This is a genomic window from Streptomyces sp. NPDC005808 (genome assembly GCF_042871385.1).
Classification (GTDB): Bacteria; Actinomycetota; Actinomycetes; order Streptomycetales; family Streptomycetaceae; genus Streptomyces.
The window spans coordinates 492,266-512,064 of sequence record NZ_JBIAIK010000002.1 but is presented as its reverse complement, the minus strand read 5'-3'; the positions used below and the strand labels follow the sequence as shown (position 1 = coordinate 512,064).

General features: G+C 69.6%; 11 protein-coding genes and 3 pseudogenes. 10 read left to right on the top strand and 4 right to left on the bottom strand.

All coding sequences use genetic code 11. The features are described 5' to 3' along the window. Window positions 1-56 precede the first annotated feature (56 nt). The 3 genes and pseudogenes from ACFYPC_RS05805 to ACFYPC_RS05795 all read right to left on the bottom strand — a co-directional run. Complete coding sequence (locus tag ACFYPC_RS05805) at window positions 57-3,137, bottom strand: alpha-mannosidase (protein WP_388671311.1); 3,081 nt, start codon at window positions 3,135-3,137, stop codon at window positions 57-59. 47 nt (window positions 3,138-3,184) lie between these two features. After that, complete coding sequence (locus tag ACFYPC_RS05800; protein ID WP_388671308.1) at window positions 3,185-4,522, bottom strand: 6-phospho-beta-glucosidase; 1,338 nt, start codon at window positions 4,520-4,522, stop codon at window positions 3,185-3,187. A gap of 20 nt (window positions 4,523-4,542) precedes the next feature. After that, window positions 4,543-4,620, bottom strand: a pseudogene (locus tag ACFYPC_RS05795) (ArsR family transcriptional regulator); the annotation flags it as partial. A 160-nt stretch (window positions 4,621-4,780) separates the two neighbouring features. Between ACFYPC_RS05795 and ACFYPC_RS05790 the strand changes: the two are divergent. The 5 genes and pseudogenes from ACFYPC_RS05790 to ACFYPC_RS05770 form a co-directional block, all read left to right on the top strand. Continuing rightward, window positions 4,781-5,019: pseudogene (locus tag ACFYPC_RS05790) on the top strand (hypothetical protein); the annotation flags it as partial. Between the two features lie 161 nt (window positions 5,020-5,180). After that, window positions 5,181-7,027, top strand: a pseudogene (locus tag ACFYPC_RS05785) (LamG-like jellyroll fold domain-containing protein). A 20-nt stretch (window positions 7,028-7,047) separates the two neighbouring features. After that, window positions 7,048-8,715: a PHP domain-containing protein gene (locus ACFYPC_RS05780; RefSeq protein WP_388671305.1), complete on the top strand. Its 1,668-nt coding sequence runs from the start codon at window positions 7,048-7,050 to the stop codon at window positions 8,713-8,715. A gap of 269 nt (window positions 8,716-8,984) precedes the next feature. Further along, window positions 8,985-9,740 carry an IclR family transcriptional regulator gene (locus tag ACFYPC_RS05775; RefSeq protein ID WP_388672020.1) on the top strand — a complete coding sequence of 252 codons (756 nt, stop codon included), beginning with the start codon at window positions 8,985-8,987 and terminating at the stop codon, window positions 9,738-9,740. 195 nt (window positions 9,741-9,935) lie between these two features. Further along, complete coding sequence (locus tag ACFYPC_RS05770; protein ID WP_388672017.1) at window positions 9,936-11,183, top strand: Ig-like domain-containing protein; 1,248 nt, start codon at window positions 9,936-9,938, stop codon at window positions 11,181-11,183. 54 nt (window positions 11,184-11,237) lie between these two features. Here ACFYPC_RS05770 and ACFYPC_RS05765 read toward each other — a convergent pair whose 3' ends face one another. Continuing rightward, entirely contained in the window at window positions 11,238-12,152 is a 915-nt protein-coding gene (locus ACFYPC_RS05765) for an AraC family transcriptional regulator (RefSeq protein WP_388671302.1), read from the bottom strand. Window positions 12,153-12,297: 145 nt separating this feature from the next. Between ACFYPC_RS05765 and tkt the strand changes: the two genes are divergently transcribed. Genes tkt through pgi form a run of 5 tightly spaced genes read left to right on the top strand, consistent with a single transcriptional unit; the run spans window position 12,298 to window position 19,797 of the window. After that, complete coding sequence (tkt, locus tag ACFYPC_RS05760; RefSeq protein WP_388671299.1) at window positions 12,298-14,397, top strand: transketolase; 2,100 nt, start codon at window positions 12,298-12,300, stop codon at window positions 14,395-14,397. Window positions 14,398-14,416: 19 nt separating this feature from the next. Next, window positions 14,417-15,562, top strand: coding sequence for a transaldolase (gene tal / locus ACFYPC_RS05755; RefSeq protein ID WP_388671296.1), 1,146 nt, complete (start codon window positions 14,417-14,419; stop codon window positions 15,560-15,562). After that, entirely contained in the window at window positions 15,559-17,223 is a 1,665-nt protein-coding gene (zwf, locus tag ACFYPC_RS05750) for a glucose-6-phosphate dehydrogenase (protein ID WP_388671293.1), read from the top strand. The genes tal and zwf overlap by 4 nt, the downstream gene beginning before the upstream one ends. After that, window positions 17,220-18,155 carry a glucose-6-phosphate dehydrogenase assembly protein OpcA gene (gene opcA / locus ACFYPC_RS05745; RefSeq protein WP_388671290.1) on the top strand — a complete coding sequence of 312 codons (936 nt, stop codon included), beginning with the start codon at window positions 17,220-17,222 and terminating at the stop codon, window positions 18,153-18,155. The genes zwf and opcA overlap by 4 nt, the downstream gene beginning before the upstream one ends. Further along, complete coding sequence (gene pgi / locus ACFYPC_RS05740) at window positions 18,148-19,797, top strand: glucose-6-phosphate isomerase (RefSeq protein ID WP_388671287.1); 1,650 nt, start codon at window positions 18,148-18,150, stop codon at window positions 19,795-19,797. Before opcA ends, pgi begins: the two co-directional genes overlap by 8 nt. Window positions 19,798-19,799: the final 2 nt, after the last annotated feature.

Below are 19,799 nucleotides of genomic sequence, written 5' to 3'. Positions count from 1 at the left end.
AGTAGTCGCACGAAAAAGGGTGCCCGGCCGATGACGGCCGGGCACCCTCCCGTGTTCTACGGGCGGCGCCGCGCCAGCCGCAGCGTCCGCACCTCGAACGGCCGCAGTGACACCGTCACCGCGTCGCCGTCCACGTCCACGTCCGCGTTCACGTCCACATTCACGTTCACGTCAGATTCCGGGAAAGGGCGCTCCAGGAGGTCGGTGACCTTGGCGCCCGCCAGCGCGAAGCCGGTGCGCAGGATGCCGGTGGCCCGGCCGCCCCGGGACTCGTAGAGGCGTACGACGACATCGCCCGAGGCGTCGTCGGCGAGCTTGACCGCCTCGATGGTGACGCCCTCGCCGTCGACGGAGACGACGGACTCGGCCGGCCCGGCCTCCGCCACCCGCAGCGGCAGGTTGAGCGCGTAGCCCTCCGCGACCGCGTCATCGATGCTCGCGCCCGGCAGGAGCGAGTACGTGAAGCGGTGCCTGCCCTGGTCGGCCTCGGGGTCGGGCACGCGCGGGGCGCGCACCAGGGAGAGCCGGACCGTCGTCGTCGTACCGCCGTCCTCGCGGACCGTGCGGGAGATGTCGTGGCCGTACGTCGAGTCGTTGATGACCGCGACGCCGTAGCCGGGTTCGCCGACGTGCACCCAGCGGTGGCCGTACACCTCGAAACGGGCCGCTTCCCAGCTGGTGTTCGTGTGGGTGGGGCGCCGGACATGACCGAACTGGATCTCCGCGGAGGAGTGCGGGGCCCTGATGTCCACCGGGAAGGCGGCCTTCAGGAACTTCTCGGCCTCGTGCCAGTCGATCTCCGTCTCGAAGTCGATGCGGGGGCTGCCCGCGCGGACAGTGATCGTCTGCACGATCCGCGAGCCCTTGCCGAAGGCGCGTTCCACCCTGATCGCGCCGAGCAGCGGGTCCTCGTCCACGACGGTGATCGAGTCGGCGTCCAGGAGGTCGGTGTAGCGGTTCCTGTAGTGCTTGTCGACGTCCCAGGCGTCCCAGTGGTTCGGCAGGTCGCTGTGCAGGCGGAGCAAGTTGCCCTTGTCTGCGAGGACTTCGCGGTTCGCCTTGAGGTCACGCACGGAGGCGAGGGTGCCGTCCTCGGCCAACTCGACGCGCACCAGGCCGTTTTCGAGGACGCGGCCGGTGACCGTCACCGGGTGCGGCGACTCGGCGACGGCGAGGGGGGCGCTGCCGCTCGCCGGTACCTCCGCGTACATCGGGACGCCCGCCGACGTACGGAGCACCTCGGCGCGGTCGTACGGGCTGGTGTTGAAGACCCGGGTCTCCCCGGCGCCGAGCGCCGCAAGCGCCTGCGTCGTCAGCGCCTCCAACTCCGCGGCCACGCGGGCGTATTCGGCCTCCGCCTCGCGGTGCACCCAGGCGATCGAGGACCCCGGCAGGATGTCGTGGAACTGGTGCAGCAGGACCGTCTTCCAGAGCCGGTCCAGCTGCTCGTACGGGTAGGAGTAGCCCGGCGTGTGCAGCGCGGCCGTGGTCGCCCACAACTCGGTCTCGCGGAGCCGGTGTTCACTCCTGCGGTTGCCCTGTTTCGTGCGGGCCTGCGAGGTGTAGGTCGCGCGGTGCAGCTCCAGGTAGAGCTCGCCGACCCAGACCGGGGCGTCCGGGTACTCCTCTCGCGCGGCGGCGAAGAACGCGTCGGGATGTTCGATGACGACCTTGGCCGAGCCCTCCAGGTCCGCCAGTCTGCGTGCCCGTTCCATGATCTCGCGGGTGGGACCGCCACCGCCGTCGCCCCAGCCGAAAGGGGCGAGTGAGCGCGTACCGCGGCCCTTGTCGGCGTAGTTGCGGACGGCGTGGGCCATCTCCTCGCCGCTGAAGCTGGCGTTGTAGGTGTCGACGGGCGGGAAGTGGGTGAAGATGCGGGTGCCGTCGATGCCCTCCCACCAGAAGGTGTGGTGGGGCAGCTTGTTGGTCTGGTTCCAGGAGAGCTTCTGGGTCAGGAACCACTCGTTGCCGGCGAGTTTGGCGAGCTGCGGGTAGGCGGCGTTGTAGCCGAAGGAGTCCGGCAGCCAGACGCCCTTGGTCTCCACGCCGAAGTGCTCGATGAAGAACCGTTTGCCGTGGACGAGTTGGCGGGCGAGCGCCTCACCGCCCGGCAGGTTTCCGTCGGCCTCGACCCACATGCCGCCGACCGGCGCCCACTGGCCCCGCTCGACCGACTCCTTGATACGAGCCCAGACCCGAGGGTGATTGTCGCGCACCCACTCGTACTGCTGGGCCTGCGAGCAGGCGAAGATGAACTCCTCGTACTCGTCGGCGAGTGAGGTGACGTTCGAGAAGGTGCGGGAGGTCTTGCGCTTGGTCTCGCGGATCGGCCACAGCCAGGCGGAGTCGATGTGTGCGTGGCCGACGCCGGAGAGGGTGTGGGCGCTGGCGTGCGCGGGCTTGGACAGTACGGGTACGAGAGCGGCGCGGACCCCGGCCGCCGAGCCGGAGATGTCGTCCAGGTCCAGGAGGTCCAGGGCGTGGTCGAGCGCGTGCATGATCTCGTGCCGGCGCGGGTCGTGCTCGCCCAGCTCCAGCATCAGTTCGCGCAGCACCTGGATGTCCAGGTCGAGGTGCCAGACCTCTTCGTCCAGGACGGCGATGTCGGCGCGGCGAAAGGTGTAGAGGGGCTTGTCGCCGGCCGTCAGGACATCGCCGAGGGCGGTCGGGCGGGCGAAGCCGTTGGCCAGGATGTCCGGGTTGGACGCCGCCTCGACCAGGTAGTCGATCTCCTCGCCGCCCGTCGCCGGGTTGGCGATCGCCACGTAGTGGTTGAGCGGGTTGACCGCCTTGAGCGGCGTGCCGTCGGTGAGGTGGACGAGCGCCTCGGCCTGGTTGCCGGGCCAGCCGCCGACGAACCCGAGGTCGATGACGGCTTCGACTCGTTTGCCCCTCCACTCGGGCGGCACGGTGCCACGCATCCGGAACCATGTGGTTCCCCACGGTGGGCCCCACGGGGTGTCCATGGCGAAGGGCCTGTACGAGGCGGAGGCGGCCTCCTCGAACGGGACGGGCTCACCGGGAACCTGCCACGCCTCCACCTCGAAGGGCACGGCCGCGGCGTAGGCCGCGGGCTTGATGCGCTGGTCGTGGACGCGTGCGACGCGCTCCTCGATGCGGCGGCGTTCGTCATGCATAGGAAGTCTCCAGATGCACAGGAATTCTCCAGGAAGATGGAAAGCGCTTACTCCAGGTACGCCAAGCCGGGGTGGACCGAGGTGTAGCCATCCACAAGTCTGCGCGCGACGTTCACCGAGTCCACGAGCGGGTGCAGGGCGAAGGCCTTCACCGCGGTCGTGCGCGAGCCCGACTCGGCCGCGGACAGGACCTCCCGTTCCACCGCCTTGACCGCGCAGACCAGTCCGGTGGCGTGGTCGGGCAGCGGGTCGACGGCGACAGGGTGCGCGCCGTTGGCGTCGACATGACAGGGCACCTCGATGACGGCCTCGGCGTCGAGCACGGAAAGCGTGCCGCGGTTCTGGACATTGAGGATCAGGGTGGTGCGCTCGTCGCGGGCGATGGCCCGCATCAGGGCGAGCGCCACCTTCTCGTAGCCGCCGGAGAGGTCGTCGGCGTCGCGTTCACCGGCGCCGGCCGCGTCCCGGTTCTCCGCCATGTACGTGGCCTCGCGCTCGGCACGCGTACGGTCCCAGGCGGTCAGCGCGGCGGCGTCCGGGCGCTTCATCTCGTCGTAGAACGCTGCCTGTTGGTCGCGCAGGAAAGCCCCGCGGGTCTTCTCGGCCTGCTGGTAGGCCCGTACGGTCTCGCGGTTGAAGTAGTAGTAGTGCAGGTACTCGTTCGGGATCGCGCCCAGGGATTGGAGCCACTCCGGGCCGAAGAGTCTGCCCTCCTCGAAGGAGCCGAGCAGTTCCTGGTCGGCGAGCAGGCGCGGGAGTTCGTCCCGGCCCGCGACGCGCAGGCCCCGTACCCAGCCGAGGTGGTTGAGGCCGACGTAGTCGATCCACGCCTCGCGCGGGTTGGCGCCGAGGACCTGGGCGATACGGCGGCCGAGGCCGACCGGCGAGTCGCAGATGCCGATCACGCGGTCGCCGAGGTGGCGGGACATGGCCTCGGTGACAAGACCGGCCGGGTTGGTGAAGTTGATCACCCAGGCGTCGGGGGCGAGGCGGGCCACGCGTCGTGCGATGTCGACGGCGACGGGCACCGTGCGCAGGCCGTAGGCGATGCCGCCGGCGCCGACCGTCTCCTGGCCGAGGACGCCCTCGTCCAGGGCCACCCGCTCGTCGGCGGCGCGTCCTTCGAGGCCGCCGACACGGATCGCGGAGAAGACGAAGTCGGCGCCGCGCAGGGCCTCGTCGAGGTCGGTGCTGGCGGTGACCTCCGGAGCGTCCGGGACGCCCGCCGCCTGCTCGGCCAGGACACGGGAGACGGCGGAGAGCCGCTCCGCGTCCAGGTCGTGGAGCACGACCTGGGTGACGCGGCCCTCGGCCCGGTCCCCGAGGAGCGCTCCGTACACGAGCGGCACCCGGAATCCGCCGCCGCCCAGAATTGTCAGCTTCACGCCGTCTCCGCCTTTCCTGGGACCGGCACCCGGGCGACAGTCGTGTCCATCACCCGACCGCCCGGCCGCACGCCGCTGGTGCCGAGGAAGAGTTGATCATTTCCATGCTCGATTCTGCTCGGATATCGCCCGGTCTCTGCGAGGCGCGCACGATCCTGTGCCCGCTTGCAGATTTTTGACGAGAAGGAGAGCTCGTGGGCGCCGAACGGCCCGATGTGCTGTTCACCGGGCTGCTCTTCCACGACCTGGTCCTCACGGGCCGCCATCGAGTCAACCCCAGGTCTTCAGAGGGGTTTCATCTGGGGGTTCTGGGACCACGGCATTCTCCGACGAGTGAACGACGGCAGACCGGCCTGGCGCGCAGGCGTCGGCCTCCATGAGTCTGGAGTGACCGGCGGGCCCAGTGGTCGCCGGCCCTCACGGACGGCGGCACCCGCACGGCGCCGGCCGAGCTGCCCGACGTACGACCGGGCGAATCCGCTTCCGTGCCGTTCCCGCCCCCGTCCTGTCGCTGTGGCGCGCACCGGCCCGACACCTCGCCCTCCTGCCTCATCGCGGCCGGCGCCCATCCACTGGTCCTGGACGCTGTGCGTGCCCTGACCTCATCACCTCTCGGCGCACGCGCGACCTCACCACTCTTCGATGGAGCACAACAGACATGTGTACCTCGCACGACCGGACGGAGGCCGATGAGGCCGACGCCGGCAGAAGGAACTTCCTGCGGGCCACCGCATTGATCGGCGCGGCGACGGCGGTCTCGCTGCCCGCGCTCGGCACCGCACAGGCGGCCGTACCCGCCTCGGCGGGAGCGACCTGGCGGCCCGACGCCGACAGCCGCCGCTTCACGCTCGCCGTGATGCCCGACACCCAGTACCTCTTCGACGGGGCGAGCATCAATCCCGCGCCCATCGAGGCGTCGCTCCGCTATCTCCTGGAGCAGGGCAGGAACGAGAACATCGTCTTCCTGTCCCACCTGGGCGACATCACGGAGAACGGCGCGAAGGCCGAGTTCGACGCGGCGGGCAAGGCCTTCGAGCTGCTCGACCGGCGCGGGGTGGGATACAGCGTCCTCGCGGGCAACCACGACATCCGGTCGTCCACGGACGACCAGCGCGGCTCGACCCCCTACCTGGACGCCTTCGGGCCGCAGCGCTTCGCGAGCAAGCGCACCTTCGGCGGCGCCTCGCCGGACGGCTACAACACCTTCCATCTCTTCGAGGCGGCCGGCCGGGAGTGGCTCGTCCTCGCCCTGGACTGGCGGCTGTCGGCGAAGGGGTACGCGTGGGCGAACGAGGTCATCGCCAAGCACCCCAGGACACCCGTCATCCTCACCACGCACGAACTCCTCTACGGCGACGACGCCCTCTCCTCCTACGGGCAGCAGCTGTGGGACCGGCTGATCCGTGACCACGACCAGATCTTCCTCACCCTCAACGGGCACAATTGGCCCGCCGGCCGTGCCACCCGCACGAACACGGCCGGGAACGACGTCCACCTGCACCTGACGAACTATCAGAACCGTTACTACGGCGGCGCGGCGATGATCCGTCTGTACCGCTTCGATCTCGACCGAGACACCATCGACGTCGAGACTGTCTCGCCGTGGATCCTGGGCCGGGCGGCCGAAGGGCTCAACGAGCTCGAACGCCAGGAGATGGAACTCAGCGGCGGCGCCGACCGGTTCTCGGTCGACATCGACTTCGAGAAGCGCTTCGCGGGCTTCGCGCCGATAACCCGCGCGCGTCCCGGCCCGCTTCGAAGATGCTGGTGCGGGACACCGTCGCGTACTGGCGCTTCGACGGGCACGAGGACGGCCGAGCTGTCGAGGGGACCGTGCGCGACCTGTCGGGCCACGGCAACGATCTGACGCTGGTCAAGGTCGGCGACGGTGCCCTCACCTGGTCGTCGGACCATCACCCGGACCAGCCGGGGCACGGCAGCCTCGACTTCCAGGGCGGCAAGCCTCCGCTGAAGGGCGCCTACCTGCGCACCATCGACGGCGCCCCTCTCAACTCGGCCACTTTCAAGCGCGGTTACACCATCGAGGCCTTCTACCAGGTGCCCGCCGACTGGGACGGCTCGCGCAACGCGTGGGCCGGGCTGGTCAGCCGCACCGGAACGGGTGGCGGCGCCGGTAAGACCGAAGGTGACCCCGACGAGCCGCTCGCGACACTCTCGCTGTCCGACGGGCCAGGTCCGCAGTGGGCGGTGCGCCCGCTCAACCAGCAGGGCATCGCCACCAACTGGGGTGACGAGACGGCCCGGGAGCAGTGGTGGCACGTCGCCGTCGTCAACGACGGTTCGCACACGACGATGTACGTCCAGGGCTGCCCCGTCGCCCGCAACCCCACGGCGGTCGCCGTCGGTCTCACCTCCCTCGGGCTGCCCTGGCTGCTCGGCGGCTACGAGTACGCGGGGAAGATCGACCAGATCCTGTACGGCAGGCTCGGGGACGTGCGGATCGTCGAACGCGCGCTGCCCGTCACGTCGTTCATGAACCACTGACCCGAGGGGCGCACACCGTCATGACCGAGCAGCAACTGCCCGCCTGGGCCGATCCGTCCGTCTCCTCGTCCCACCTCGACGCACAGAGCGTCTCCAGACGCCAACTCCTGCGCCGAGCGGGTCTGTTCAGCGCCGCTTTCGCCGCCGGTTCGCTCGCGACCCCGGCGGCCGCTCGCGGGCAGAGCCTCGGCGGCAACGATCCGCGCCTCGCTTATCTCGTCGGCGACCACCACATCCACACGGTCTACAGCCACGACGCGAAGTACACCTTCTCCCAACTCGCCGCCGCGAGCGCCACATACGGCCTCGACTGGATGGTGTTCACCGAGCACTCCAACTTCGGGCACGCCCAGTACGGGGCTCCGCTGGAGCGCGGGGAGATCCTCAAAGCGCGCGCCGAGAATCCGCGTCAGCTGATCTTCCAGGGCCTTGAGTGGTACATCCCCGCCGCCGAGCACGCCACGGTCTTCGCCGCGCCGGGCCCGCACGAAGTCGACCTGCTCACGCGGTTCGAGCTGGCCTACGACGGCAAACTGCTCGGCTACACCGACGGCGCCGCCGACAACCCGAACACGGTTCGCAACCAGGCGCACGCCGTCGCCGCGATCAAGTGGCTGGCCGAGCAGCGCCGCACCGGATACGTCGACGACGTCCTGGTCCTCGCCAACCACCCGCTGCGCCTGGGTATCGACTCCCCGCACGAGATGCGCGACTGGCGGGACGCGGCGTCCGAGATCGTGATCGGCATGGAGGGCGCACCGGGTGCTCAGGGCGCGGCCATCCCCGGCCTGCGCGGCACGAACTCGATTCGCGGCGAGTACGAGAACAAGCCCTCGGCCCAGTCCTGGCCCGGCTACCCGGCGGACGCCTACCTCACCTACGGCGGCTTCGACTGGGCGACCGCGACCGTCGGCGGCCTCTGGGACGCCATGCTCGCCGAGGGCAAGCTGTTCTCGGTCACCACCAACTCCGACGCCCACCGCGTCGTGTTCGACACCTGGAAGAACGGCGACTGGGCGGCCGGGCAGAACTTCGACAACACCGGCAGGCTGCCGGACCCGGTGAACACCGACACCCCGCAGCCCGGCAGCGACTTCTGGCCCGGCCAGTTCAGCCGCACGCACGTCGGCGTTACCCGCTACGGCTACCGCGCGGTGATGTCGGGCCTGCGTGCGGGCCGGGTCTGGCTCGACCACGGGCACCTGATCGACGGACTCGACGTCCGGCTGAAGCGGGACCGCGACCAGGGGCGGGGTGTGACGCTGGGCGGCCGGCTGCGCGCCCGCAAGGGCGACAAGCTGACCCTGTCGGTCACGGTGACGAGCGCCTCGCGCCCCAATCCACAGGGAACCGTGCCCGAGTTGGCGCACGTGGACGTGATCCGCGGCACGGTAAGCGGCCCGGTCGCCGTCCGCGACGAGTGGCGGGCGCCGGACACCAAGGTCGTCCGCACCGTGGACGTCGGCGGCCGGAAGGGGACGTACACGCTGCGCATTCCGCTGGTCGCGGGCGAGGAGTCCTTCTACGTCCGGCTGCGCGGCAGCGACGGCAACCGCAACGGCGCGGGGTATCTGGGCGCCGCTGTCGACCCGCACGGGCCGATTCCGCACGCGCCGGGGGACGGTGACCCGTGGGCCGACACCTGGTTCTACGCGAACCCGGTGTTCGTGGACGTGACCGCCCATTGAGGGTCCTGGGACATGGAACCGCGCCAGGCTCCGGCGTCACGAGACCGAAACCAAGAGCGACAATCGTCGACGCCAGTAGTTGTTGCCGACCCGGCCTCGCGTCATGCTGTGTTCCGTACGGACGAACCGCCCCGGCCGGGGCCAGGACCAGGGGAGCCCGTCATCGAACGGGAGCTGAGCTCGCGGCTCGGAAACGACCAGAGCGCGATCATCCTGCACATGCTCCCGCAACGGGTCGTCGAAGCCGGACTCGACTCATACCCATGGCCATGACCGCGCTGTCCGCCCCCGGCCGTCTCCTCGCCGTGCTCGCCGCGTTCGACCACGAGCACCCGGCACTGTCCCTGACGGACATAAGCCGCCGGGCAGGGCTCACCCTCACAACGGCGCACCGGCTCGTCGGCGCGCTCACCGAGTGGGGCGCCCTGGAACGGGACGAGGAGGGTGTGTACCACGTGGGACTGCGCCTCTGGGAGCTCGCGGCGCTCGCTCCCCGCGGGCTCGCGCTGCGCCAGATCGCCCTGCCGTATCTGGAGGACCTGTACGAAGCGACGCACGAGAACGTGCAGTTGGCGGTCCGCGACGGCTCGGAGGTCGTCTACATCGCGTGGATCTCCGGGCGCTCGGCAGTCGGCGTACGCATCCAGGTCGGCGCCCGCTGGCCGCTGCACGCCACCGGCGTGGGACTCGCGCTGCTCGCGCACGACGACCCGGCGTTCCAGGAGGCCTACTGCGAACGCCCGCTGGCCGCCTTCACCCCGTACACCCTCACCGATCCGGCCAGGCTGCGCCGGGAGCTGGCCGAAGTACGACACGCGGGCGTGGCGGTGAGCAGTCGCCAGATCACCGAGGACGCCCTGTCGGTGGCCGCTCCGGTGCGCGGCGCGGGCGGCCGGGTCATCGCCGCCGTGTCGGTCGTGGTCCCCCACAGCGACGCGCAGGTACCGGTGCTGATCCCGGCCGTGCGGGTCGCGGCACGCGGGATTTCGCGAGCGCTGGGGTGGCGGCGGCCGGAAACCCGCTGAGGCCGCAGGAAAGCGCACGCGGCCGGGCCTGTTTTCAGGCCGTCCCTCAGGGGGCGTCTTCACAGGAATCTAAGGAGAAACCCCCTCGATTCAAAGAATCAACAAATGGAAGAGGCGCACTATGCACCAGCAGTGGTGGTGATCTAAGAAAGGCGTGCCGTGGTCGACCCTCAGATATCGGACCGGTCCGAGCAGATACCGGACCGGTCCGAACGGCAGGCATCGAACCGGCCCGGCCGTCCGGCGTGGTCCCGGCGCGGGATCCTCGCCGTGCTCGGTGCCGTCCCGGCCGCCGTCCTGACGGGCTGCAGCGCCTCGGCGGACGCGTCGCAGGAGACGAGCGCGACGCCCGCGGCCAGTACCCAGGCGGAGACGAAGGCCAAGGTGCCGACGATCACCGTCACCCCCGCCGACGGTACGACGAAGGCGGCCTTCACCGGTCCGGTCGAGGTCGCCGTGGCCGACGGCACCCTGTCGGCCGTGAAGGTCACCGGCAACGACGGCTCCACCCTGGCCGGGTCCTACAACGACGACCGCACGAAGTGGACGTCGAGCGCGAACCCGTTCTCCGGCACCAAATACACGGTCACGGCCCAGGCCGAAGGCGCCGACGAGAAGACGGCGACCTTCACCACCAAGTCTCCCGGCGAGACCTTCCTGGGCTATTTCACCCCCGAGGCGAATTCGACCTCCGGCGTCGGCATGCCCGTGTCGCTCAATTTCACGAAGGCCGTCTCCGACCGGGCCGCCGTCGAGAAGGCGATCACGGTGACGGCGGAGCCGGCCGTCGAGGTGGTCGGCCACTGGTTCAGCGACACCAGGCTCGACTTCCGGCCCGAGGAGTACTGGGCCGCGGGTACGAAGATCACGCTGAGTCTGCGTCTGAAGGACGTCGAGGGCACCGACGGTGTCTACGGCACCCAGTCCAAAGACGTCGTCTTCAACATCGACCGTTCCCAGATCAGCACGGTCGACCTGGCGACGAAGACGATGACGGTCGTGCGGGACGGCTCGACCCTCGCCACCTATCCGGTGACCGGCGGCGACGCCGACCACACCACCTGGTCGGGAATCATGGTGATCAGCGAGCGGTTCAAGGAAACCCGGATGGAGTCCTCGACCGTCGGTCTCGGCGACGAGTACGACATCCCGGACGTGCCGCACGCCCAGCGCCTGACCACCTCCGGCACCTTCATCCACGGCAACTACTGGGCGTCGACGTCGGTCTTCGGCAGCAGCAACACCAGTCACGGATGCGTGAGCATGCACGACACCCAGGGCGCGGACGACACCTCCGTGGACGGCTACAAGTTCTACAAGAGCTCGATGCTCGGCGACGTGGTGATCGTCAAGAACTCGGACGAGGTCACCGTGGACCCGGCCAACGGCCTCAACGGGTGGAACCTGTCCTGGGCGGACTGGCAGGCCGGGAGCGCACTCTAGGGCTTCAACCGAGAAGCGGGCCCCGGCAATCGCCGGAACCCCTTCCGCCCCCTCTCAGGCCAGTTCCGCCCTGAACGCCGCCGGACTCGTGTCGGTGTGCTGATGGAAGAACTTGGAGAAGTTCGCGGAGTCCGGGAAGCCCACGGCGACGCCGATCCGTCCGATGGGCAGGTCCGTGTGGGCCAGCAGCCGCTTGGCCTCCAGGATCACCCGCTTGTCGATGAAGCCCTTCGGGGTCTCGCCGGTGGCCGCGCGGACCGCGCGGACCAGGGTGCGGCGGGAGTAGCCGAGGGCGTCGGCGTACGCGCTGACGCTGTGGTTGGTGGCGAAGCCCTTCTCGACCGCGTCCCGGAAGCGGGTGAAGGTGGTGTCGCTCTGTTCGCGGTCCGCCTCGGCGGAGCTGGCGGCGAGATGGGCGAGCCGGAGCAGGAACGCGGTCAGGGAGTGCCGCAGCACCGAGGTGTGCAGACTGAGCGGCAGCGTGACGGTGTCGACGTACTCGCGTTCCAGCTGGGCGAGTGAATGCTCCAGAGCGGTGAGCTGGTCCGGGCCGGGGCGCAGCAGCGGGGGCTGGTCGTAGCGGTAGAGGCCGGTCGCCTCGACGGTCGCCCGGGGGAGGAAGCCGGGCTGCATGGTCAGGGCGGTGCCTTGGTAGTCGGCTCGGGAGAAGCGGTGCACCTGGCCGGGGCGGATCCACAGGATGTCGCCGGCCGAGACCTCGTACTCGGCGAAGTCGATCATGTGCCGGACGGGTCCGGAGTGAAACAGCATCACCACGTGGAAGTCGATGCGGTGCACGCGCTCCAGCAGTGCCTTCGCATGCCAGGTGCGGCCGATTCCCATCGCGCCGATCTGCATACCGACACCGGAGAGGCTCATATCGACCGGGAAGTGGAAGGTCCTGATGGCGTCGGTCTCCTGGCCGGCTCCGCCGCCGCCACCGCCGCCTTGGGTGCTTCTGTCCGCCATGTCCCTCTCACGTCGACTCGGCCTCGCAGTGGGTGTCCCACTTTCACCGAAGGCTGACACACGGGCACCTTCCCCGGCAAAAGTCAGACTTTTAAGTTTGAACGCGTCAGAGCAGTTACCCGCTCTTATCGAGGACTTCTTGAAGATGAGCACGCAGCAGAGCCCGCAGACACCTGCCGGCTTCTCCGACGGATTCGAGTGGACCGAGCTGGACCGGCGTGCCGTCGACACCGCCCGCCTGCTGGCGGCCGATGCCGTGCAGCAGGTCGGAAACGGCCACCCCGGCACGGCGATGGCGCTGGCCCCGGCCGCGTACACCCTCTTCCAGAAGGTGATGCGGCATGACCCGGCCGACCCCGAGTGGACCGGCCGCGACCGTTTCGTCCTCTCCCCCGGTCACACCTCGCTGACCCTCTACACCCAGCTCTTCCTTTCAGGTTATGAACTCGAACTGGATGACCTGAAGGCGTTCCGCACGCACGGCTCCAAGACGCCCGGCCACCCGGAGTACGGCCACACAGCAGGCGTCGAGACCACGACCGGTCCGCTCGGCCAGGGTGCCGCCAACGCCGTGGGCATGGCGATGGCCGCCCGCTACGAGCGCGGTCTCTTCGACCCCGAGGCGCCGGAGGGCGAGTCGCCTTTCGACCACACCATCTGGGCGATCGTCTCGGACGGCGACCTGGAGGAGGGCATCTCCGCCGAGGCCTCGTCCCTGGCCGGCCACCAGAAGCTCGGCAACCTCGTCTTCGTCTACGACGACAACCACATCTCCATCGAGGGCGACACGGCGACGGCGTTCTCCGAGGACGTGCTCAAGCGCTACGAGGCGTACGGCTGGCATGTGCAGCGGATCGCGCCCTCGGCCGACGGCGACATCGACGTACACGCGCTGCACACGGCGCTCAGGGCGGCGCAGGCCGAGACCGGGCGCCCCTCGATCATCGCGATGCGCACGATCATCGCCTGGCCCGCGCCGACCGCGCAGAACACCGAGGCCTCGCACGGCTCGGCCCTCGGCGCCGACGAGATCGCGGCCACCAAGCGCGTCCTCGGCTTCGACCCGGAGCAGACCTTCGAGGTCTCCGACGAGGTCCTCGCCCACGCCCGCCGGGCCCTGGACCGCGGCGCCGAGGCACGCACCGCCTGGGACAAGCGGCTCGCCGAGTGGCGCATCGCGCAGCCCGAGCGCGCGAAGCTCTTCGACCGTGTCATGGCCGGTCAGCTGCCCGAGGGCTGGGAGTCCGTGCTGCCGTCCTTCGACGCGGGCACCTCGGTGGCCACCCGCGCGGCCTCCGGCAAGGTCCTCCAGGCGCTCGGCGGCGTGCTCCCCGAGCTGTGGGGCGGCTCCGCCGACCTGGCCGGCTCGAACAACACCACCATCGACAAGACCAGCTCCTTCCTCCCGAAGGGCAATCCGCTGCCGGAGGCCGACCCGTACGGCCGTACCGTCCACTTCGGCATCCGCGAGCACTCGATGGCCGCCGAGATGAACGGCATCGCACTGCACGGCAACACCCGTGTCTACGGCGGTACGTTCCTGGTCTTCTCGGACTACATGCGCAACGCCGTCCGCCTCTCCGCGCTGATGCAGCTCCCGGTGACGTACGTCTGGACGCACGACTCCATCGGCCTCGGCGAGGACGGCCCGACCCACCAGCCGGTCGAGCACCTCGCCTCGCTGCGCGCCATCCCCGGTCTGAACATCGTCCGACCGGCCGACGCCAACGAGACGGCGATCGCCTGGGCCGAGATCCTCAAGCGGCACGCCACCCACCCGGCCCCGCACGGCCTGGCACTGACCCGCCAGGGCGTGCCGACGTACCCGGCCAACCCCGAGGCGGCGAAGGGCGGTTACGTCCTCCAGGACGCCACGACCGACACCCCCGACGTCATCCTCATCGCCACCGGCTCCGAAGTGCAGCTCGCCGTCGCCGCCCGCGAGCGGTTGGAGGCCGAGGGTGTGGGCACGCGAGTGGTGTCGATGCCGTCCGTCGAGTGGTTCGAGGAGCAGTCCCTTGAGTACCGCGCGTCCGTGCTTCTGCCGTCCGTGAAGGCCCGGGTGGCGGTCGAGGCGGGCATCGGCCTGACCTGGTACCGGTACGTCGGGGACGCCGGACGCATCGTTTCGCTGGAGCACTTCGGCGCCTCCGCCGATGCCGAGACCCTGTTCGCAGAGTTCGGGTTCACCCCTGACAACGTCGCCGCCGCCGCCAGGGAATCGCTGGCCGCGCTCCGCGGTTGATCCGATCGCACGAAGGAAGATGATCACTGTGACCGAAGCAACCGCACCCGCGGAAAACCTGAAGCGCCTCTCCGACGAAGGCGTCTCCATCTGGCTCGACGACCTCTCACGCAAGCGGATCACATCCGGCAACCTCGCCGAACTCATCGAGACCAGGCACGTGGTGGGCGTCACCACCAACCCGTCCATCTTCCAGGCCGCGATCGGCTCGGGCGAGGGTTACGAGGAGCAGCTCGCCGATCTCGCCACGCGCGGTGTGACGGTGGACGAGGCCGTCCGCATGATGACGACCGCCGACGTCCGCGCCGCCGCCGACATCCTGCGGCCGGTGTACGAGGCGACCGGCGGCCGCGACGGCCGGGTCTCCATCGAGGTCGACCCCCGCCTGGCCCACCGCACCGCCGCGACGATCGCCGAGGCCAAGCAGCTCGCCTGGCTGGTCGACCGCCCGAACGTGATGATCAAGATCCCGGCGACGAAGGCCGGCCTCCCGGCGATCACCGAGGTCATCGGCCGGGGCATCAGCGTCAACGTCACGCTGATCTTCTCCCTCGAGCGCTACCGCGAGGTCATGGACGCCTACCTCGCGGGCCTGGAGAAGGCGCAGGCCGCGGGCATCGACCTGGCGACCATCCACTCCGTCGCCTCCTTCTTCGTCTCCCGCGTCGACAGCGAGATCGACAAGCGCCTCACGAAGACCGGCACCGACGAGGCGCTCGCCCTCAAGGGCAGGGCGGCGCTCGCCAACGCCCGGCTCGCGTACGAGGCGTACGAGGAGGTCTTCGGCGCTGCCCGCTGGGCCGCGCTCGCCCCGCAGGGCGCCCACAAGCAGCGCCCCCTGTGGGCCTCGACAGGCGTCAAGGACCCCGCGTACAAGGACACCCTGTACGTCGACGAGCTGGTCGCGCCGGGCACGGTCAACACCATGCCGGAGGCGACCCTGAACGCCACCGCCGACCACGGCGACATCCACGGCGACGCGGTGAGCGGCGGTTACGACCGGGCCCGCGCCGACCTGGCGGCCGTGGAGAGGCTCGGGATCTCCTACGACGAGGTCGTGAAGCAGCTGGAGGACGAGGGCGTCTCGAAGTTCGAGACAGCCTGGGAGGATCTCCTCGAAGCGGTGGCGACCTCCTTGCGTGGCAAGGGAGTTGAGGGGGAATGACCAGGCATGAAACGTTTCCCGACAGTGCCCCGCAAGCTGCGTCCACCGCGCCGGAGGGATCTGGTGACCCGGCCGTGGAACCGGCCGCAGTGACGGCGGACGCGAGTGGCGACGTGAGCGGCGCTCTCGGGATCGACCTCGACTGGTCCAACCCCCTCCGCGACCCCCGGGACCGTCGCCTCCCCCGTATCGCGGGCCCCTCCGGCCTCGTCATCTTCGGCGTCACGGGCGATCTGTCCCGCAAGAAGCTGATGCCCGCCGTCTACGACCTCGCCAACCGCGGTCTGCTCCCGCCGGGCTTCTCGCTCCTCGGGTTCGCCCGCCGTGAGTGGGAGGACCAGGACTTCGCACAGGTGGTGCACGACTCGGTGCGCGAGCACGCGCGTACGGAGTTCCGGGAGGAGGTCTGGCAGCAGCTCGCCGACGGCATGCGGTTCATCCCGGGCGACTTCGACGACGACGCGGCGTTCAAGCAACTGCGCTCGGCCGTCGACGAGTTGGACTCCTCGCGCGGCACCAGCGGCAACTACGCCTTCTATCTCTCCGTACCGCCGAAGTTCTTCCCCAAGGTCGTCAAGCAGCTCAAGAGGCACGGGCTCGCGGACGCTCCGGAGGGTTCCTGGCGGCGTGCGGTCATCGAGAAGCCGTTCGGGCGCGACCTGGACAGCGCGCGTGAGCTGAACAAGATCCTGCACGAGGTGTTCGACCCCGAGCAGGTGTTCCGCATCGACCACTACCTCGGCAAGGAGACCGTCCAGAACATCCTGGCGCTGCGCTTCGCCAACCAGATGTACGAGCCCATCTGGAACCGGTCCTACGTCGACCACGTGCAGATCACGATGGCCGAGGACATCGGCATCGGCGGCCGGGCCGGCTACTACGACGGCATCGGCTCCGCCCGCGATGTGATCCAGAACCACCTGCTCCAGCTGATGGCGCTGACCGCCATGGAGGAGCCCGCCGCCTTCGACGCCGACTCGCTGCTGACCGAGAAGCTCAAGGTGTTCAAGGCCGTCAAGCTGCCCGAGAAGCTGGGCGAGCACACCGTGCGCGGGCAGTACACGCCGAACTGGCAGGGCGGCGAGCAGGTGCGCGGCTATCTGCAGGAGGACGGCATCGACCCCAGGTCGACGACCGACACCTACGCGGCCGTGCGTCTGGAGGTCGACAACCGTCGCTGGGCGGGCGTCCCCTTCTATCTCAGGACCGGCAAGCGCCTGGGCCGGCGGGTGACGGAGATCGCGGTGGTCTTCCAGCGCGCGCCCCATTCCCCCTTCGACTCGACGGCCACCGAGGAACTCGGCGCGAACGCGATCGTCATCCGCGTCCAGCCCGACGAGGGCATGACCGTGCGCTTCGGATCGAAGGTGCCGGGTACGTCGATGGAGATCCGGGACGTCACGATGGACTTCGCTTACGGCGAGTCGTTCACGGAGTCCAGCCCGGAGGCCTACGAACGTCTGATCCTGGATGTCCTGCTCGGCGACGCCAATCTCTTTCCCCGTCACCAGGAGGTGGAAGAGTCCTGGAAGATCCTCGACCCGATCGAGGGTTACTGGGAGAAGCACGGCAAGCCCGCGCAGTACCCCTCGGGCAGCTGGGGCCCGGAGGAAGCCGACGAGATGCTCGCACGAGACGGACGGAGCTGGCGCAGGCCATGAAGATCGACCTCACCGACACCACGGCAAGCAAGATCAACAAGGCGCTCGTGAAGGGGCGCCGCGAAATCGGCACGCCTGCCGTGGGCATGGTCCTCACGATGGTCATCGTGACCGACGAGGAGAACGCGTACGACTCCATCAAGGCGGCCGAGGAGGCCTCGCGCGAGCACCCCTCGCGCACCCTGGTCGTCATCAAGCGGGTCGCCCGCACCCCGCGTGACCGCACGAACTCCCGGCTGGACGCGGAAGTGCGCGTCGGCTCGGACGCGGGCACCGGCGAGACGGTGGTCCTGCGGACGTACGGCGAGGTGACCGACCACGCGGACTCGGTGGTCCTGCCGCTGCTGCTGCCCGACGCTCCGGTCGTCGTCTGGTGGCCGGTGGACGCCCCCGAGATCCCGGTCAAGGACCCGCTGGGCGCCCTCGCGCAGCGCCGGATCACCGACATGTACGCCGTCGAGAACCCGCTGCGGGCGCTGAAGGCGCGGGCCGCCTCGTACGCGCCCGGTGACACCGACCTCGCGTGGACCCGGCTGACACCGTGGCGCTCGATGCTGGCCGCCGCGCTCGACCAGTCCCGTACGAAGGTGACCTCGGCGGCCGTCGAGAGCGAGGCCGACAACCCGAGCGCCGAGCTGCTGGCCCGCTGGCTGGAGGCCCGCCTCAAGGTCCCGGTCGAGCGTGTCGTCACCGCGGGGCCCGTGGTCACCGCCGTACGGCTCGGCACGAAGAGCGGCGAGATCGTGATCGACCGCCCCGAGGGCCCGCTGGCCACGCTGTCCCTGCCCGGACAGCCCTCCCGCACCCTCGCGCTGAAGGTGCGCTCCACCTCGGAGCTGATCGCCGAGGAGCTGCGCCGCCTCGACGCGGACGAGATGTACGCCATCGCCGTGCGGGGCGAGGGCACCAAGGAGACCCCCGCTCATGCCTGACTCTCCCAAGCTCACGCGGCGCCCCGAGTGGGCGGCCCTGCAGGACCACCGTGCCGGTGCGCTCCTGCACCCGCAGCTGCGTGAGCTGTTCGCCGCAGACCCCGCTCGCGCGGAGCGTTATGTCGTACGCGTCGGCGACCTGCGGATCGACTACTCCAAGCACCTGATCACCGACGAGACCCTCGCCCTGCTCCAGGAACTGGCCACCGCCACCGGCGTGTTCGGGCTGCGGGACGCCATGTTCCGCGGCGAGAAGATCAACGTCACCGAGCGGCGGGCCGTCCTGCACACCGCGCTGCGCGCACCGCGCGACGCGGTCGTCGAGGTCGACGGTGAGAACGTCGTCCCCGCCGTGCACGCGGTCCTCGACCAGATGACCGAGTTCGCCGAGCAGGTCCGCTCGGGCAAGTGGACCGGGCACACCGGCCGGCGCATCCGCAATGTCGTCAACATCGGCATCGGCGGCTCCGACCTCGGCCCGGCGATGGCGTACGAGGCGCTGCGCGCCTTCACCGACCGCGAGTTGACGGTCCGCTTCGTCTCGAACGTCGACGGAGCCGACCTGCACGAGGCCGTCCGGGATCTCGACCCGGCGGAGACGCTGTTCATCGTCGCCTCGAAGACCTTCACGACCATCGAGACCATCACGAACGCGACGTCGGCCCGGACCTGGCTGCTCGCCGGCCTCGGGGACGACTCCGAAGCCGTGGCCAAGCACTTCGTCGCCCTGTCCACGAATTCCGGGAAGGTCGCGGACTTCGGTATCGACACGGCCAACATGTTCGAGTTCTGGGACTGGGTCGGCGGGCGGTACTCGTTCGACTCGGCGATCGGTCTGTCGCTGATGATCGCGATCGGTCCCGACCGGTTCCGCGAGCTGCTCGACGGGTTCTTCGTGGTCGACGAGCATTTCCGTACGGCGTCGCCGGAGGCCAACGCGCCTTTGCTGCTGGGCCTGTTGGGTGTCTGGTACGGCAACTTCTTCGACGCCCAGTCGCACGCGGTGCTGCCGTACTCGCACTACCTGTCCAGGTTCACCGCGTACTTGCAGCAGCTGGACATGGAGTCCAACGGCAAGTCGGTGGACCGGGAGGGCCACTTGGTGGAGTGGCAGACCGGTCCGGTGGTGTGGGGCACGCCCGGCACCAACGGGCAGCACGCGTACTACCAGCTCATCCACCAGGGCACGAAGCTGATCCCGGCCGACCTGATCGGTTTCGCCAACCCGGTCGGCGAGCTGAGTGACGAACTCAAGGCCCAGCACGACCTGTTGATGGCCAACCTGTTCGCGCAGGGACAGGCCCTGGCTTTCGGGAAGACGGGCGACGAGGTCCGTGCCGAAGGGGTCCCCGAAGAGCAGGTGGCGCACCGCACGTTCCGTGGCAACCACCCCACCACGACCATCCTGGCAGCCGAGTTGACCCCCTCGGTGCTCGGCCAGTTGATCGCCCTCTACGAACACAAGGTGTTCGTCCAGGGTGCGATCTGGAACATCGACTCCTTCGATCAGTGGGGCGTCGAGCTCGGCAAGGTCCTCGCCAGGCGCGTGGAGCCCGCCGTCACCGAAGGCGCCGACGTGCCCGGCCTCGATCCCTCCACCGCCGCCCTCGTGGCCGCTTACCGCACTCTCCGGAAGAAGTGAAC

Coding starts and splice junctions, on each gene's coding strand:
- ACFYPC_RS05805 (WP_388671311.1), bottom strand. CDS start 3,137: ATGCATGACGAACGCCGCCGCATCGAGGAGCGCGTCGCACGCGTCCAC.
- ACFYPC_RS05780 (WP_388671305.1), top strand. CDS start 7,048: ATGACCGAGCAGCAACTGCCCGCCTGGGCCGATCCGTCCGTCTCCTCG.
- ACFYPC_RS05775 (WP_388672020.1), top strand. CDS start 8,985: ATGACCGCGCTGTCCGCCCCCGGCCGTCTCCTCGCCGTGCTCGCCGCG.
- ACFYPC_RS05765 (WP_388671302.1), bottom strand. CDS start 12,152: ATGGCGGACAGAAGCACCCAAGGCGGCGGTGGCGGCGGCGGAGCCGGC.
- tkt (WP_388671299.1), top strand. CDS start 12,298: ATGAGCACGCAGCAGAGCCCGCAGACACCTGCCGGCTTCTCCGACGGA.
- tal (WP_388671296.1), top strand. CDS start 14,417: ATGATCACTGTGACCGAAGCAACCGCACCCGCGGAAAACCTGAAGCGC.
- zwf (WP_388671293.1), top strand. CDS start 15,559: ATGACCAGGCATGAAACGTTTCCCGACAGTGCCCCGCAAGCTGCGTCC.
- opcA (WP_388671290.1), top strand. CDS start 17,220: ATGAAGATCGACCTCACCGACACCACGGCAAGCAAGATCAACAAGGCG.
- pgi (WP_388671287.1), top strand. CDS start 18,148: ATGCCTGACTCTCCCAAGCTCACGCGGCGCCCCGAGTGGGCGGCCCTG.